Origin of the sequence: Enterococcus sp. (assembly GCF_022711995.1) — a bacterium.
Lineage (GTDB): Bacteria > Bacillota > Bacilli > Lactobacillales > Enterococcaceae > Enterococcus_D.
In genome coordinates this window covers 1-13,723 of record NZ_JALAHI010000012.1, presented here as the reverse complement: position 1 = coordinate 13,723, position 13,723 = coordinate 1, and the positions used below count along the sequence as shown (strand labels likewise).

Annotated in this window: 18 protein-coding genes; 15 read left to right on the top strand and 3 right to left on the bottom strand. The window is 41.4% G+C overall.

All coding sequences use genetic code 11. The features are described 5' to 3' along the window. Nucleotides 1–16 precede the first annotated feature (16 nt). Nucleotides 17–961, top strand: a complete 945-nt coding sequence (locus tag Q0A12_RS00805; RefSeq protein ID WP_291290829.1) for an HD domain-containing protein — start codon at nucleotides 17–19, stop codon at nucleotides 959–961. Nucleotides 962–1,026: 65 nt separating this feature from the next. On the opposite strand, the gene Q0A12_RS00800 is transcribed toward Q0A12_RS00805, so the two are convergent. The 3 genes from Q0A12_RS00800 to Q0A12_RS00790 form a co-directional block, all read right to left on the bottom strand. Beyond that, a complete protein-coding gene (locus Q0A12_RS00800; RefSeq protein ID WP_291290828.1) occupies nucleotides 1,027–2,040 on the bottom strand; it encodes a peptidylprolyl isomerase in 1,014 nt (337 codons plus the stop codon). A gap of 127 nt (nucleotides 2,041–2,167) precedes the next feature. Then, nucleotides 2,168–2,533 (bottom strand): YtxH domain-containing protein, encoded by a 366-nt coding sequence (locus Q0A12_RS00795; protein ID WP_291290827.1) that lies wholly within the window; start codon nucleotides 2,531–2,533, stop codon nucleotides 2,168–2,170. Then, nucleotides 2,534–2,959, bottom strand: a complete 426-nt coding sequence (locus Q0A12_RS00790) for an HIT family protein (RefSeq protein ID WP_291290826.1) — start codon at nucleotides 2,957–2,959, stop codon at nucleotides 2,534–2,536. Between the two features lie 198 nt (nucleotides 2,960–3,157). Between Q0A12_RS00790 and Q0A12_RS00785 the strand changes: the two genes are divergently transcribed. The 14 genes from Q0A12_RS00785 (at nucleotide 3,158) to Q0A12_RS00720 (ending at nucleotide 13,443) form a co-directional block, all read left to right on the top strand. Then, on the top strand, nucleotides 3,158–3,637 hold the full coding sequence (locus tag Q0A12_RS00785) for a hypothetical protein (RefSeq protein ID WP_291290825.1): 480 nt from the start codon (nucleotides 3,158–3,160) through the stop codon (nucleotides 3,635–3,637). A 74-nt stretch (nucleotides 3,638–3,711) separates the two neighbouring features. Then, entirely contained in the window at nucleotides 3,712–4,446 is a 735-nt protein-coding gene (locus Q0A12_RS00780) for an ABC transporter ATP-binding protein (protein WP_291290824.1), read from the top strand. After that, nucleotides 4,443–5,654 carry an ABC transporter permease gene (locus Q0A12_RS00775; RefSeq protein ID WP_291290823.1) on the top strand — a complete coding sequence of 404 codons (1,212 nt, stop codon included), beginning with the start codon at nucleotides 4,443–4,445 and terminating at the stop codon, nucleotides 5,652–5,654. Before Q0A12_RS00780 ends, Q0A12_RS00775 begins: the two co-directional genes overlap by 4 nt. 105 nt (nucleotides 5,655–5,759) lie before the next feature. Next, nucleotides 5,760–6,539, top strand: a complete 780-nt coding sequence (locus tag Q0A12_RS00770; protein WP_291290822.1) for a phosphotransferase family protein — start codon at nucleotides 5,760–5,762, stop codon at nucleotides 6,537–6,539. A gap of 53 nt (nucleotides 6,540–6,592) precedes the next feature. Then, nucleotides 6,593–7,258, top strand: a complete 666-nt coding sequence (gene trmB, locus Q0A12_RS00765) for a tRNA (guanosine(46)-N7)-methyltransferase TrmB (protein ID WP_291290821.1) — start codon at nucleotides 6,593–6,595, stop codon at nucleotides 7,256–7,258. A 109-nt stretch (nucleotides 7,259–7,367) separates the two neighbouring features. Then, on the top strand, nucleotides 7,368–8,309 hold the full coding sequence (gene comGA / locus Q0A12_RS00760; RefSeq protein WP_291290820.1) for a competence type IV pilus ATPase ComGA: 942 nt from the start codon (nucleotides 7,368–7,370) through the stop codon (nucleotides 8,307–8,309). Continuing rightward, nucleotides 8,284–9,315 carry a competence type IV pilus assembly protein ComGB gene (comGB, locus tag Q0A12_RS00755; protein WP_291290819.1) on the top strand — a complete coding sequence of 344 codons (1,032 nt, stop codon included), beginning with the start codon at nucleotides 8,284–8,286 and terminating at the stop codon, nucleotides 9,313–9,315. The genes comGA and comGB overlap by 26 nt, the downstream gene beginning before the upstream one ends. Then, the gene (gene comGC, locus Q0A12_RS00750) at nucleotides 9,312–9,584 is read left to right on the top strand and encodes a competence type IV pilus major pilin ComGC (RefSeq protein ID WP_291290818.1); all 273 of its coding nucleotides are present in this window, start codon (nucleotides 9,312–9,314) and stop codon (nucleotides 9,582–9,584) included. The genes comGB and comGC overlap by 4 nt, the downstream gene beginning before the upstream one ends. After that, nucleotides 9,553–10,032, top strand: coding sequence for a competence type IV pilus minor pilin ComGD (gene comGD / locus Q0A12_RS00745; protein WP_291290817.1), 480 nt, complete (start codon nucleotides 9,553–9,555; stop codon nucleotides 10,030–10,032). Before comGC ends, comGD begins: the two co-directional genes overlap by 32 nt. Next, on the top strand, nucleotides 10,013–10,324 hold the full coding sequence (gene comGE, locus Q0A12_RS00740; protein ID WP_291290816.1) for a competence type IV pilus minor pilin ComGE: 312 nt from the start codon (nucleotides 10,013–10,015) through the stop codon (nucleotides 10,322–10,324). The genes comGD and comGE overlap by 20 nt, the downstream gene beginning before the upstream one ends. Next, nucleotides 10,314–10,727, top strand: a complete 414-nt coding sequence (comGF, locus tag Q0A12_RS00735; protein ID WP_291290815.1) for a competence type IV pilus minor pilin ComGF — start codon at nucleotides 10,314–10,316, stop codon at nucleotides 10,725–10,727. The genes comGE and comGF overlap by 11 nt, the downstream gene beginning before the upstream one ends. After that, nucleotides 10,702–11,058 carry a competence type IV pilus minor pilin ComGG gene (comGG, locus tag Q0A12_RS00730; RefSeq protein ID WP_291290814.1) on the top strand — a complete coding sequence of 119 codons (357 nt, stop codon included), beginning with the start codon at nucleotides 10,702–10,704 and terminating at the stop codon, nucleotides 11,056–11,058. The genes comGF and comGG overlap by 26 nt, the downstream gene beginning before the upstream one ends. Nucleotides 11,059–11,232: 174 nt before the next feature. After that, nucleotides 11,233–12,234 carry a class I SAM-dependent methyltransferase gene (locus tag Q0A12_RS00725; protein ID WP_291290813.1) on the top strand — a complete coding sequence of 334 codons (1,002 nt, stop codon included), beginning with the start codon at nucleotides 11,233–11,235 and terminating at the stop codon, nucleotides 12,232–12,234. Between the two features lie 24 nt (nucleotides 12,235–12,258). Beyond that, nucleotides 12,259–13,443 (top strand): acetate kinase, encoded by a 1,185-nt coding sequence (locus tag Q0A12_RS00720; protein ID WP_291290812.1) that lies wholly within the window; start codon nucleotides 12,259–12,261, stop codon nucleotides 13,441–13,443. The last annotated feature ends 280 nt before the right edge of the window (nucleotides 13,444–13,723 follow it).

The window sequence follows — 13,723 nt, the reverse complement described above, 5'->3', positions numbered from 1 at the left end:
TTCGCCAAATGTTAACATGAAAAAAATTCGAGAGTTGACCGTAGATGAAACATTTCAATTGTTTTTATTGATCAAAAATGCAGACGTTCGGATCGCAAAAAACGGTAAGAAATTTATCGCCTTTACTTTCCAAGATACTTCTGGAACGATTGATGGAAAGTTTTGGGATGCTTCAGAAGAAGAAATCAATCGTTTCGAAGCAGGTAAAGTTGTTTTATTGGACGGGAAGCGAGAAGTGTATCAGGGAAATCCTCAAGTAAAGATTTTGCACTTACGTCTGGCAAAGCCAGAAGAACCCCATGATCCTAGTCAGTATATGGAAAGAGCTCCTTTGAAAAAAGAAGACATGGAAGAAGAGATCAATCAGACTTTATTTGAGATCACTAATCCCCATTGGAATCGTATCGTTCGCTTTTTACTGAATAAATACAAGAAGGAATTCTTTGATTTCCCAGCTGCAAAACGCAATCACCACGCCTTTGCCAGTGGATTGGCTTATCATACGACGACAATGTTGCGAATCGGAAAGTCTTTGGTCAAAGAATATCCGGAAATCAATGCCTCCTTGTTATATGCTGGAATCATCCTGCATGATTTAGGAAAAGTGATTGAATTAAGCGGCCCAATGGCGACAGAATATACATTGGCTGGAAACCTGGTCGGTCATTTGGTGCTGGTAGATGAAGAAATCACCCAAGCGTGTATTGCGCTGAAATTCGATGACAAGCAAGAAGATATTGTTGTATTACGACATATGGTTTTAGCGCATCATGGATTATTGGAATACGGTTCCCCAGTTCGTCCGAGAATTATGGAGGCAGAAATTCTGCATCAAATCGATAATATCGATGCTTCTATGCAAATGATGTTGTCATCGATTCGTTTAACGGAGCCTGGCGAATACACCGAACGAATCTTTGGGATGGACAATCGCAGTTTTTATGTACCGAAAGACATATAAAAAAAGATTGGCAAAAGCCAATCTTTAGTCTGGAGACAAAGCACTGAGTTTTAGTGCTTTGTTTTTTATTTTTCAGATGAGTCTGTCGCAGAAGAACTTGTTGTTTCTGTTGAGTCTTTAGTAGAATCTGTTGATTTTTCTGAGCTATCTGTTGTATCTGTAGAATCTTTTGTTTCTGCAGCAGATACATAGTCAGAAAGGATATCAGCTAAATCGTCATCTTTCATTTTCACATTGGCAGCTTTCAATTCTTTACCAATCGTTTTTGCAACGAATGTCGAATCATTCAATAGCGTGTTTTGAGCGATTTCTGTGATTTGATCTTTGTATTTGTCCATGTCATTGCCTTTGTCTTGGTTTTTGACCATTTTGACAATGTAGTAGCTTGTTGTATAAGTAGAAGCATCCGTTGCAGAGATGACATCTGAAATTTCACCATCTTTTAACGCAAAGGCAGCGGTTTGAACTTCCGTTGGTACGGTTGTTGATGTGGAATCAAATTTAACTGTACCACCGTCTTCAGCAGTTGCTGTATCCGTTGATTTTTCTTTTGCTAATTTACTAAAGTCAGCGTCATCTTTTTTCGCTTCTTTTAGTACATCTTTTGCATCATCTTCACTGGTCAATTTAATCAATTGTGCTTCGACTTCTGGATGGAAAGAATCCCAAGCAGTTTTTAGCTCGTCATCCCCAATATCCATGTTCTTTTTTAGACCTTCTTGTAGCGCAAGTTGTTGACGGATTTGTTCACGATAGCTTTTCTTAGTCAATCCAGCAGAATCTAATGCTGACTCGAATTTATCGCTATCGCCATATTGTGATGCAGTTTTATCGTATTGCTCGTCAATCATTTTATCCGTGACATCATCGCCATATTTTTGATCAAAAACTTTCAAGACGATCAATTGGCGAATCAGGCTTTGGTTGTTGGAATCTGTTTTGGCTTGGTCATAAAAATCTTCAACAGTGATTTTGCCGCCTTTCATGGTTGCAATCTCATTATTAGAACTTCCAGAACAAGCTGCTAATGTCAAAACACTTAGTGCGCTGACTGCTGCTAAAATCAATTTTTTCTTCATTCGTTTAAGCACTCCTATTTTCTAAATATTTCAAAGAATCACAGCTAATACTATACCACACTCTATTTTCAATTGGGAAGAAAACGAATGATGTTTCAAACAAAATTCATAGATTCTCCAATATTTGTTACTCATTTTTATCTTGAGGGGCAGTTTTTGCTTGAATCGTTGTGACATGTTGGTTTAGGCGATCCATGTGAGTCTTAATCCGCTCAATTCTTGGTTGTGCTTGAAATTTAAATGATTCAAAATCTTTTGTGAAGGACTCTTTGACCACTGGAATGGTTTCATCTACCGTCAGCCGAGTCAATGTCACGGCGTCTTTTAGATTTTTGACACTGTCATTAAATTCGAGGGTGGCTTCCGTCGTTTCATCGACATAGCGAATCAATTGTTCACGGGTTTCTTTGCCGCTTTTTGGCGCAAACAGCAATCCCCCTAAGCCGCCGGTTAGAGAGCCGAATAATAGTCCTTTGATAAAATTACCAATCATCTAGTCCACCAGCTTTCCGATTTTTTCTGCAATCTCTGTTAGCTGTTCCGGCGAATAATCGGCGGCATGATTCCCGAAATGTATTGAAAAATCATCCTTTTCATCATAGCGAGGAATCAAATGGATATGGGAATGAAAAACAGATTGATAAGCCAACTCTTTATTATTATTGATGATATTGAGACCGTTGATTTCAGGGAAGGCTTTCTCAATCGCTCGTGCGATTTTAGGAATGCGGGCAAAAACCGTCGCAGCGAGTGCTTCATCATACTCGAAAATATCTGCCACATGGACTTTTGGGATCACTAATGTATGCCCAGGTGTCACTTGGGAAATATCCAAAAAGGCATAGACTTGATCATCCTCATAGACTTTGTAGCTAGGAATATCGCGGTTATTAATCTTACAAAAAATACAATTTTCCATTTCATAAACCTCCTTGTTCTTCTAGTCCTACTTTACCATATTCTGCTGATTTCGGCAGTTTTTGTTCTTGGATACCCTTAGAATACGGATTGCGACTTCATTTTCGCAAAAAGTGCTGGTTTTTTCTGAAGAGAAACGCTTGCATTTGTTTGCTTGCACCCATAGACTTAAAAGCAGAAAAAGAAAAGGACGGATACAATGAAACCAATCATTAAAGAAACGTTGCAGAAAAAAAAGACCAAACGAGAAAAAATCAGCTATCTGGCCTATGCCTACAAGGAATGGCTGATTGCTGGCGTAGCGGTTATTCTTATCGGAGGATCGCTGATCTATTCCATGACAAGGCCTAAGGAAGTTGTCTATACTGTGGCTGTTGTTTCTGAGACTGGCGAACAGCCGTCAGAACAAACCGCTCTCGAAAAAGCAGCAACCGACTGGATCAAAGAACACGTCGCACCTACACATGATATAACGGTCACATTTGTTTCCTATGAAGATCCAGCTGCCGTCCAAGCCTTCACGACCCGTTTGGCTGCCGGAGCGATTCAAGCGGTCGTCTTTCAAGCTTCAGAAGCAGATACCTGGGTCAAACGCTTTGGTAGCAGCGAGCTGCCGAAAGAGTCATTGCAGGTAGATGGGCAGGAGTATGTTGTCCAAATAACCAATAATAAAAAATAGCTAGGCTCACGAAGTGACTGGCTACTTTTTGACTGCTGCTTCATGGTATAATAGTCGATATTGGAGGAACGAAAATGACATTACAAGTAGAAAATGTAACAGGTGGTTATACACAGCTGCCTGTACTAAAAAATATTGATTTTTCGATTGCAGATGGCGAACTTGTGGGATTGATCGGATTGAATGGTGCGGGAAAAAGTACAACGATCAAAGAAATCATCGGCCTACTGCAACCCCATGCTGGAAAGATCACCATCAATGGGTTGTCGTTGAAAGAAGATCCACAAGCCTATCGCAAACAGATTGGCTACATTCCCGAAACCCCTTCACTTTATGAAGAATTGACTTTGAAAGAGCATATTGAAGTGACAGCAATGGCCTATGACATCCCAAAAGATGTCGCTTTGCAACGGGCGGAGCGCTTATTGAAGACATTTCGTTTGGAAAACAAGTTGGATTGGTTCCCAGCAAATTTTTCCAAAGGAATGAAACAAAAAGTCATGGTTTTATGTGCCTTTTTGATCGAACCAAGTTTGTATATTATCGATGAGCCTTTCTTAGGGTTAGATCCTTTGGCGATCAATGCATTGCTTGAATTGATGAATGAGATGAAACAGACGGGGGCATCCATCTTAATGTCGACCCATATTTTGGCAACAGCTGAAAAATATTGCGACAAGTTTATCCTGCTTCATAACGGAGAGATTCGAGCACAAGGGACATTGACGCAGTTACAAAGTCAATTCGGTGCTGAAGGAGCGACCCTAGATGAATTGTATCTAGCATTGACAAAGGAGAGTCAGCTATGAAAGGATTCTTCTCACAACGCTTACAAAAACACCAGAAACAGATGAATCGCTATTTGCGTTATGTCTTCAATGACCATTTTGCGATTCTCAGTACCTTTTTAATGGGTGGTTTAGGTCTGTATTACTCGGATTTATTAAAAACATTGCCCCGGCCATTTCCTCTCGGTGGACTCGTCCTCCTGGTAATTTGGCTGGCCCTTTTATCCGTGGGAAAGTTGGCGACATTGGTGAAACCAGCGGATTTGATTTTTCTGTTAGCGAAAGAAAAGCAGATGGCTGACTATCTTACTCAAGCTTTCCGCTATTCTTTGCTGGTACCTTTTGCGGTCTCATTTTTAGCCGTTGGGGCGTCGATGCCTCTAGTAGTGGTAGTGACTGGTCAAACCTTTGCCAGCTTTTTCTTTTATTTGGGAACAGTGTGGCTGTTAAAAATATCTGATCTCTGGTTACAACGTTTGTCTCTTTATCAAGGGCAAAACCAGCTCAAACGCCAGCGTTCCTTATGGATAGTTGTGGCACTGATCAGTCTTTCGGCCAGCCTGTATGTTGCGCCTTGGCTGGGCTTGATTTTAGCTCTACTACAAGCTGTCTGGTTCTATTTACAGTGCCGCCCGACAGATCAGCTGTTGGACTGGGACTACATGATCCATTTGGAGGAAAAGCGGCTCCATCGCATTTATCGCTTTATCAATCTATTCACAGATGTACCGCAAATCACGGCTGCTGCAAAACGTCGCAAATATTTTGATGCGCTGTTGAATAGGATTTCTTTTGGACATGAACAGACCTATCGTTATTTGTATGCTCGCCGTTTTTTGCGGGGGGTTCAATACAGCGGCCTTTTTTTTCGCTTGACGTTGATTGGGGCAGTGGTCCTTTTCTTTGTTCAAGAGTGGTGGCTTAGTCTAGGGTTAGGCTGTCTGTTTCTTTACTTGATCGGATTTCAGCTGCTGCCCTTATACAATGAGTTCCAATACATGATTTTAACCCATCTGTATCCAGTAGCTGAAGAGCAAAAGCAAGCAGCGATCAATTGGCTACTGTTGAGGTTATTAGGAGGAACGGCGCTCATTTTTGGTTTAGTTGGTTTGTTTCGAGGGGCGATTCTGTGGCAAGGACTCTTAGAATTAGTCGGCTTTTTGTTATTTACTGGTCTCTTCTTGCTGCTCTATGTGCCTGTCCGCTTGAAAAAAATGCAAAATCAATGAAGCCGCTAGCCTATTTACTTGAAAAAACCGAACGCATATGCGCTTGACGTTGACTCTTTAGGAAGCTAGAATAAGAGATACTGCGAAATAAGGAGAGAAGCTAGGATGGATATTCGCTTGGATCAAGATTGGAACTTACGACCAATCAAAGGCGACACCGGAAAAGCCTATATTGGCTTGAAGGACAACGATAAAGTCTTTATCAAACGAAATACGACCCCGATGCTTGCGGCACTCTCCAAAGAGGGGATCACTCCTAAACTTGTGTGGACCAAACGTACCGGAAACGGGGATACGTTATCTGCTCAAGAGTGGCTGGATGGTCGTGTACTGGATCCCGAAGAGATTGGTCAAAGAAATGATGTGATCGATGTGCTGTATCATCTGCATCACTCGAAAACATTGTCGAAAATGTTGAGTAAAATTGGCGGGCAGGTGATGACGCCCAAAAATATGCTCGTCGATTATGAAGAAAACCTACCTAAAGCGGTTGTCCAAAATCGCTTTATTGCTATTGTGTATCGTTATTTAAAAGAAAATATTCCCGAATTTCAGGAACAAAAAGCCACTGTCGTCCATGGGGATGTCAATTACCGTAATTGGCTTGTTTGTCAAAACTATCTGTATTTGGTGGATTGGGATTCGATCATGTTTGCGGACCCAGCAATGGATATCGGCACGATTTTAGGGCACTATGTCCCATTGTCCAGTTGGCCTCATTGGTTAGTGCGGTATGGGATCCATGGAAATAGCGAAGTGATTGAGAAAATTTATTGGTATGCCTTGCTAAGTATGCTTCAAGAAGTAAAGAAATACTACCAACGCGGGGATTATAAAGCAATGAATGCAGAGATTCTGCAATTAAAAAGAATTTATAGTGAATGAGAAGATGGAGCGAAGCAACAAGTTCCATCTTGTTTTTTCGGAAAGGAAACAACATGAGAGTAAGAAAACGTGCGGGAGCCGAAGAATTGGTTCAAGCGCATCCTGAATTTGTAGTAGCAGAACCAACAGCGTGGAAAGGTCGTTGGAAAGAACGATTTGGCAATGATCACCCTGTGCATATCGAGATTGGTATGGGAAAAGGGCGTTTCATTACTGAAATGGCTAAAGCACATCCAGAAATCAACTATATCGGTATCGAAATGCAAATCAGTGTGGTTTCCATTGCACTGGATAAACTGATCGAACAAGACATCCCTAATGTGCAGTTGCTGCACGTAGATGGTTCCGCATTGACCAATTATTTTGCGGATCATGAAGTTGACCAAATCTATTTAAACTTTTCAGATCCTTGGCCTAAAAAGAAACATGAGAAACGCCGATTAACCTCAAAAGCTTTTTTGGCGGTGGATGAACAAGTTTTACGTCCAAATGGTGAAATTCATTTCAAAACGGACAATCAAGGATTATTTGAATATTCCCTAGCTAGCTTTTCTCAATATGGCATGATTTTAAAACAAGTATGGTTGGATCTTCATCAAAGTGACTATGAAGGAAATATTATGACTGAGTATGAAGAGAAGTTTTCCAGCCGTGGTCAACGAATCTATCGAGTTGAAGCCCAATTTGTGGCACCAGAAGACACTACCCAAGAGAAATAATCCATCCATGTTTTTTAGACTGTAGAACAAGACAGAAATTGTCTTTGATCTACAGTCTTTTTTTGTGCAGAAAAACAAAAGTTGCGTATCTCTTTTTAGGAGGTTGATAATGGATATTTGTGCATTTTCAGATGAACTGGTGGAGTATGCGAAGGCGCATAAGATGCAAGATTTATCTATCTTGCCAACCGTTGAGGGGATGGCTCTGCTTTTCAGCAAGAGCTACTATCGGCAGATGTATCGCAAAGTTACGGCAGAAGAGGCGCAACAACTGATTACACGATTCAAATTTTTAGGTGGTATGGAAGTAGGGGAGAAACGCAGGGCGCAATTGGGGGCCATCAGCTATCCATTGGCGGAGGGCGAGCAGCGGATCCGGGTTTCGACAGTTGGGGACTTCCAAGGTCGAGAAAGCTTAGTTCTGCGTTTTTTACACCCGTTAGGTAGGGCCCATCGTTTCTTTTTGAAAGAACAATATGAAACGATCGCCACAGCATGCCGCAGTCGGGGACTCTACCTTTTTTCCGGACCTACCGGATCAGGCAAGTCGACATTGATGTATCGGCTGGCATCAACGACAACAGGCCAAGTGATCACGATTGAAGACCCGGTTGAAATCGTCGAACCACGTTTTTTGCAGCTACAGACCAATCCGATGATCGGCCAGGACTATGATGAGCTGATTCGCTTGTCTTTGCGGCATCGGCCGGAATTGTTGTTGATCGGTGAGATCCGTAACAAAGAAACAGCCAAGGCTGCGATTCGGGCAGCGCTGACAGGGCATCGGGTTTTTGCGACGATCCATGCGCGGGGATTAACAGAAACAACAGCCCGCCTGCAAGAATTATCAGAAGAAGTTGCGGTCATCGGTCATTGCTTGCAAGGAATCATTTATCAGCGATTGCTGCCGGATCGTGACGGAGCCCCCCAAGCATTGATGGCCTATGAGTTCTTTGAGCCCCAAAAATACCGTATGACATGGGACCAAGCCCTTACGCAGGTAAAAGAAAAGGAGCAGATCAATGATGAGGTTTTTGACAAAGAAAGCTAGGCGACTCTCGCGCAAACAGACCCATGCCTTATTGGCAACATTTACGATTTTATTAGAGAGTGGATTCTCTTTACAGGAAAGTTTGCGGGTTTTGCTTCGCAGTGGCCAATTCGATCAAGAAGCAGTGAAAGCAATTGACCTAAGGCTGACACAAGGGCAGCGACTTAAGCAGGCATTTTCACTGCTACATCTGTCCGAAGCCGAACAAAATCAACTGGACCTGGCAGAAACGCATGGCAATTTGATTGATACATTACGGCGAATGGTGGCCTATCAGACATTGCTTGCGAAACAGAACCAGACATTGCAAAAAGTGTTAGCATATCCCCTCCTATTGTTGGTATTTGTTTTTACTGCCCTTTTTGCTATGCGCCAGTTTCTTTTGCCTCAGCTTCTTGCCTCTGGCATGATCGATAGGACCCATTGGGGCATTCGTTTTATCACTAATGCTCCATGGATCGGCGCAATCCTGTTCGGCGGATTAGGTGTTGCTGCTCTTGCGCTGCAAGGAATCTATTCCAAACAGACAGCAGTGAAACGGGCGGCGTTTTTGAGTCGACTGCCATTTTTTGGCCAGCTGTATCGTTGCTACCAAACCAGCTATTTTGCTTTAGAATGGGGAAAATTGTTTCAACAAGGCTTGGAGATCCGTCAGATCATTCTTTGTATGCAGCAGACGAGTGCTGCAACATTGGTACAAGAACTGGCAGCCCAATTGGAACAGTGTTTGGCAAATGGAGGTTTGCTACCAGAAAAGCTAAAAGACTACCCCTTTTTGACGCCAGAGTTTTCATTGATCGTATTTCAAGGCGAAATGCGCGGAAAATTGGGGGAAGAGCTGTTTGTTTATAGTCAACTTTTAACGGATCGTCTGTTTCACCAAATCGAAAAGAAGATCCAATGGATCCAGCCAGTCATTTTTTTATTTGTTGCCCTGTTGATTGTTGGGGTCTATGCTGCAATGTTTTTGCCAATTTATGGCAACATCCAAGGAGTGATTGAATGAGAATAAAGTATCAAGGATTCACGCTGGTGGAAATGTTGATCGTGCTATTAGTGATCAGCATTTTGATTCTGTTATTTGTACCAAACTTGTCTGCACAGCGGACAGTTGTAGATGATAAAGGGAATGCGGCAATCGTAAAAGTCGTAGAAACACAAATCGAATTGTATCAGCTTAATGAGAATCGCATACCGACAAGGCAAGAATTAATTGCCGGTAATTATGTGACGGAGGAGCAGTATGCGATCTATCTTGCCCATCGCAACGAGTAAGCGTCGGGGTGGTAGACGAGGATTTACGATGCTGGAGAGTTTGATTGTTCTCTTAGTTATAGCAATTTTTATTTTTCTGCCTCTGCTAGTCATTGACCATTACCAAACGCAATTTGAGGTACTGGGTTTTTGTGCTCGCTTAGAAAAAGGCTTAGCCGTCGCACAGCAAACAGCGATCATCGATGCGCGAGAAACAAAAGTCGCGTATTCAGATACGCCTGTTCCCACGGTTTATTTTCATTCGACGATCACAGGTGAAATCAAAATGGAGCCATTGGAAGTGCCCCCCCAGTTAGTTGTTCGGGCTTTTCCGGTACTGACATTCACCAGCCAATCGGGGAACTATACACAAATGGCCTCCCTGCGTTTCGAATGGATAGATCAACAAAAAATGATTACGTATAAATTTCTTTTTGGAAGTGGACGATATGACAAAATCATCGAGTAAAGGGTATATCCTGCTAGAAAGCCTTATTGGGTTAGGGGTGCTGACGACTGCTGTTTTTCTTTTTCTGACTGTTCAGACCCAGATCTTGCAGCAAAGTGCACAGTTGCAAGCAAAGGTGGCGGCTCTTCGTGTGTTGTATGAAGAAGTCCAAGGACACACATTTGAAGAGGAAATAGTCTATTCAACCCAACGGACAGAAACCTATCAAGTGTCTTTGGGGCTAGATCGCGGCCATACGTATGGTCGAATCACCAAAGGGTCACTTGTTTTGGAGATCACCTATGAAGAATAAAGGATTTACGTTAGTGGAATGCTTGCTATCTTTAGTGATATTAGGGGTCAGTCTCTTATTGATCAATGGAATTATTCGGCAGCTTCCTCAAGCGAATCAGCAGCTTTTTGCTCGTAAAGACCAAGAATGGCACATTTTTTTGATTCAGCTGGAGAGAGAACTCCAGACGTGTACGTATGTTTCCGTCAGTCCTTATACCTTGTTTTTAAAGAGTGACAAAGAGAATGTGGTCACTATCGATCGAATCAATGGAAAAGTTCGTAAAAGAGACAATAACGGCTACCAACCACTATTGACAGAAGTTTCATTGATCTACTTTGAAAAAGTAGACACGGCGATTCAATTTACAGTGACTTTCGAGAACGGAGAGATAAAAATTGGGCAATGGCAGATTCAAACATAAAAGCAAAGGAGGGATCTTTTTTTCTTCCGTGATGTTGATTCATTTTCTGAGTGTTATGTTGCTAATGGTATTGGAAAATACTCGGATGGTGACTGATTTCTATAGTAAGACAGTCTATATGTATGAGGCACGTATCATGAAAGAACTTTTCTTAGCCGATTATCAGCGCTTGTCCTTCGCAAAAGAGGGTAGTGTTAACTATAATGTGGGGAAGCTCACCTACGAACAAAAAGGGGAAGTATTGGCAATCCAATGTTTCATAAATCAACGAACCTTTCGTTTTACGGAAAGGTTCATTGATTCAGAAAAAATAGCAACAGATATTGAGTGACTATGGTACAGAAAAAGGCACAGAGCGACGGTGTCTTTTTTCTTTGGCAAAGAGCTGGGAAGTATGTTTGCCTATTCACAAATTATTCTGTAAGATAGCGATTGATTATTTTGGCTGAATCAGCTAAAATTAAACAGGCATATATGTTGTTATAGTTTTGAAAAGAGGTGCAAGATGTCCCCAGAAAAAATGGAAGAGTCTTTTCATTTATCGCTAGAAGCGATTCAAGTGCTTCAAAACGCATTAGAAACATCTTTCTTGGATGCATATATTGAAACGATTGAAAATTTTATTGATCAGTATCGCGTACGGGTGATTGACGGAGTACCTAGTGAAGCGGATGCTCAACGGTTGGAAGCGATTTATAAAAAATTAGAGCAGACAGCCTTAACAGCAGAGGAACGGCGCAAATTAGCGCAGCTACTTCTGTTAAAAGGTGGACAAACAGAACATCTGCAACCTAATCATCAGCTGACACCAGATAGTATCGGTTTTTTATTTGTGTATCTGATCGAGCAACTGACGCCAGCAAAACAGCAAACAACCATTCTTGACCTTTCGGTTGGAATGGGAAATCTTGTTTTGACGCTTTTACTCAATTTGCAGTTAGCGAATCGAGAGGTGCAAGCAACAGGTGTCGACATCGATGAAACATTACTGAGTGTTGCTGCAGCAACAAGTGAATGGACCCAAGCACCCCTTCATTTGTTCCATCAAGACGGTTTGCAAGAGTTGCTGATCGATCCGATGGATATTGCTGTCAGTGATCTACCTATCGGTTATTATCCGCAAGATGAAAAAGCCGCTTCATTTCTTACTTCAGCTCCTGAAGGACATAGTTTTGCCCATCATTTGTTGATGGAGCAAGCGATGAATTATGTGAAAGAAGACGGTTATGGCCTCTTTTTAGTTCCCGCTAATTTCATGGAAACTGAACAAAGCGACTATTTGAAGAAATGGCTCAATGAAAAAGTCTATCTGCAAGGAATCATTCAATTGCCAGACGAGTTGTTTAAAAATGAGCGCTCAAGAAAAAGTATTGTGCTGGTCCAAAATCATGGCGCAACAAGCAAGCAAGCCCCCGTGCTGCTTGCCAAACTCGCATCTCTCAAGGAACCAAAGAATATCAAGAAATTTTTTGAACAATTTGAAGCTTGGAAAGCCTCAAATTTGTAATATAAATCGGATAAGGAGAAAATTATGTCTAAAACAATTGCAATTAACGCTGGAAGTTCAAGTTTGAAATGGCAGTTATATCAAATGCCAGAAGAAACGGTCGTCGCTAAAGGGATCGTGGAACGTATTGGATTGAAAGATTCGATTTTTACCATCAAATATGGCGAAGATCAAAAATTTGAACAAATCATCGATATCAATGATCATGAAATCGCCGTAAAAATGCTTTTAGATCAATTGATCGAATTGAACATTTTGGGTTCTTATGATGAAATCACTGGTGTGGGTCACCGTGTCGTTCATGGTGGAGAAGATTTCCCTGATTCTGTTGTCATCACAGATGAAGTAATGGAACGCATCCAAGCATTGGCTGAGTTCGCACCACTGCATAACCCAGCAAACTTGATGGGAATCACTGCCTTCAAGAAAATTTTGCCAGAAATCATTAGTGTGGCTGTTTTTGATACATCTTTCCATGCAACTATGCCAAAACACAACTACTTGTATAGCTTACCATTGGCGTATTATAACGACTACAAAGTTCGTAAATATGGTTTCCACGGTACAAGTCACCGTTACGTGTCAGAACGTGCAGCTGAAATGCTAGGCAAACCAATCGAAGAATTAAAAATCATTACTTGTCATTTAGGAAATGGCGCATCGATCACAGCGGTTGATGGTGGGAAATCGGTTGACACATCAATGGGCTTCACACCACTTGCAGGTGTAACGATGGGAACTCGTTCTGGTGATGTTGATCCAGCTGTGTTGCCTTACTTGATGGAAAAATTGGATCTATCAATTGAGGAAATGGTTGATGTATTAAACAAAAAATCTGGTCTCTTAGGACTTTCAGGTATTTCTAGCGACATGCGGGATCTTGAAGCAAACTATGATAATGAAGATGTCAAAGTTGCATATGATGTCTTCACTGATCGCATCCGCAAATACATCGGCGGTTATGTAACAACGATGAACGGTGTCGATGCTATCGTCTTTACTGCTGGAATTGGTGAGAACGATGCGCACGTTCGTAGTGAAGTAATCAAAGGGATGACTTGGTTTGGTTGTGAATTGGATGAAGAACAAAATGCAAAACGCGGCGAAGAGTTAGTCATTTCTACAGAAGATTCTAAAGTGAAAGTCTTGTTGATTCCAACAGATGAAGAATTGATGATCGCGCGTGACGTGGAACGCTTACGTGACTAATGTATTGTTCTAACAAGAGTTGGTTCTATTTGAAATGAATCGATTATTCAAGAGAAGTCTTCACAGGCTTCTCTTTTTTTCTCGACTGGATCATCCAGTGTAACGGTGGAATTCTTTTTTTAAGAAGACGTAGCGCAAGAAAAGATAGAAAAAATTATATTTATACTCTTATCCGTATATAGATGTATTTTTAATTGATTTAAATACAAATTAAGACTAATAAAGTGCTAAGAAATATTTTAATCATTTAACTTTATAATTTAATATAGGTACAATAAAT